Annotated in this window: 2 protein-coding genes and 3 pseudogenes; 2 read left to right on the top strand and 3 right to left on the bottom strand. The window is 37.7% G+C overall.

Features of this window, described 5'->3' with window-relative positions:
- Positions 1 to 198: pseudogene (locus tag AP75_RS14185) on the bottom strand (IS1182 family transposase); the annotation flags it as partial.
- Positions 199 to 491: 293 nt separating this feature from the next.
- On the opposite strand from AP75_RS14185, the gene AP75_RS13980 reads away from it, so the two are divergent.
- Together AP75_RS13980 and AP75_RS13975 are read left to right on the top strand one after the other, a co-directional pair.
- Positions 492 to 836 carry a type II toxin-antitoxin system RelE/ParE family toxin gene (locus tag AP75_RS13980; protein ID WP_031501764.1) on the top strand — a complete coding sequence of 115 codons (345 nt, stop codon included), beginning with the start codon at positions 492 to 494 and terminating at the stop codon, positions 834 to 836.
- Positions 820 to 1,149 (top strand): helix-turn-helix domain-containing protein, encoded by a 330-nt coding sequence (locus AP75_RS13975; protein ID WP_031501762.1) that lies wholly within the window; start codon positions 820 to 822, stop codon positions 1,147 to 1,149. The genes AP75_RS13980 and AP75_RS13975 overlap by 17 nt, the downstream gene beginning before the upstream one ends.
- Positions 1,150 to 1,398: 249 nt before the next feature.
- Here the strand turns inward: AP75_RS13975 and AP75_RS14975 are convergent.
- Both AP75_RS14975 and AP75_RS13970 read right to left on the bottom strand, forming a co-directional pair.
- Positions 1,399 to 1,542, bottom strand: a pseudogene (locus tag AP75_RS14975) (IS91 family transposase); the annotation flags it as partial.
- Positions 1,505 to 1,695, bottom strand: a pseudogene (locus AP75_RS13970) (hypothetical protein); the annotation flags it as partial. The pseudogenes AP75_RS13970 and AP75_RS14975, both read right to left, overlap by 38 nt.

Raw genomic sequence — 1,695 nt, 5'->3', positions numbered from 1 at the left:
CACTAACAGTATCTTGAAAAAGACCACAGGATCGATGCTGTCCTGCCCGCAACGGCCGTAATAATGAGAGGTTGACTTGTAGAGGAAGCTAAAGGGTACTTCCTGACTGATTTTACGGTAGAAATCATCCTGGGGAACGAGCCCCTCCAGGCTGAGTTCGTAGAAGATTTTCGGTTCAAATGTTTTTCTGCCTTGCATACGCTAATTTACGGAGAATAAACGATATATACAATTGATTTTCAATATTTTAAACCCGTTTATAACCACATTTTCTATTTCTGAAATCTTTTTACCGTATCTTTGAAAAGAGGTTGTGCAACAGGCACATCGTATTGGCAAAAGGCGGGGTTACAGCTTGAATCGGATTTCAGGGACTGAAATCCGCTCCTTCGCCTATACTCGGAACGTTATGCGACATCCTGTTTGACAATTTTCTTTACAAAATTTGTTTCCCAATTGGGAAATTATTATCTTTGAGAAAAATTTAGAGAATGAAAAATAACTTTGACGTCGAATTATTGCCAGAAGCTCAAAAATTTTTGGATGAATTAGATGAAAAAGTTCGTAAGAAAGTTTATTTCAATATTAAAAAATCTCAAATGACAAACGATAAAGAGGTTTTTAAAAAATTGAGTGATGCGATATGGGAATTTAGAACTTTATACAATTCAAATTCTTACAGATTATTTGCTTTTTGGGATAATTATCAAAAATCTATGGTTCTTGCAACTCATGGAATAATGAAAAAAACTCAAAAAACGCCCAAAAAAGAAATAGAAAAAGCAGAAGAAATTAGGAAACAATACATTCAATATAAATATGGAAACAAAAAATAAAAAATTTGAAACTGTTTCAATTGACAAAATGATTGATAAACATATTGGAAAAATTGGAACAAAAAAAAGAGATGATTTTGAAAATGAATTACGAATTGAACTTCTAGGTCAAGCTATAAAACAAGCAAGACAAGAACAAAATTTAACTCAAGAACAACTCGGAGAACTTGTTGGTGTTCAAAAATCTCAAATTTCTAAAATAGAAAACAGTGTTAAAAACGCTCGTTTTGAAACAATAATGAAAGTTTTTGAAGCATTGGGAGCGAAAGTAAGATTCAATGTGGAAATTAATCATCAAAATCTTGCGTTATAGAAGGACGTCGCATAATAACTAAGCTTTCGTCTTGTCCGCAGGACAAGAAATGAAAGCCCGTTGAACGGAAGCTCCGGTGGCTTTTCAGCGGTATGATGGTCCTCTTATGGGGATGTCGTTTTTAGAATTTAGAGGTGCAAAGCAGTTTTTTCGGGAGGACTGCTTTTTTTGTGGCGTTGGGTAGCCTTTGGAAGTGGGTTCTGCGGGGTTTTATTGGGTGTAGGGCACAGCTTCCCTTACCCGCAAAGGTTATTTCGCAGACAAAGGTTGGGTGACGAAAAGAAAGTCCTGCGGCGGACCGCGCTGCCCGAAAACGGCAATGGTTACCAGGTTTCCCTCCTTGCAGCACCGGCATTTATTGAGCAGCGTTTTGGGTGTGAAGCTTGATATTTCTTACTTCCATACAGCGTAGTCCGCAACCGTAGATCAGGCCGATGAGCAGTTTGTGTTTCAGGAGTTCAGCACTTTGAAGCATTCGCCAGATTTCTTGCCGGCTTAAAATAGTGGGAAGTTTTTTGACTTTTGGATTCGCGGGAAGATGGAGGT

It is taken from the genome of Kaistella haifensis DSM 19056 (genome assembly GCF_000735695.2).
In the GTDB taxonomy this organism is placed as follows: Bacteria; Bacteroidota; Bacteroidia; order Flavobacteriales; family Weeksellaceae; genus Kaistella; species Kaistella haifensis.
This window is presented reverse-complemented; position numbering and strand designations above follow the sequence as displayed.

Excerpts from the sequence above, each read along its gene's own strand:
- AP75_RS13975 (WP_031501762.1), top strand. The coding sequence starts at position 820 with ATGGAAACAAAAAATAAAAAATTTGAAACTGTTTCAATTGACAAAATG.
- AP75_RS13980 (WP_031501764.1), top strand. The coding sequence starts at position 492 with ATGAAAAATAACTTTGACGTCGAATTATTGCCAGAAGCTCAAAAATTT.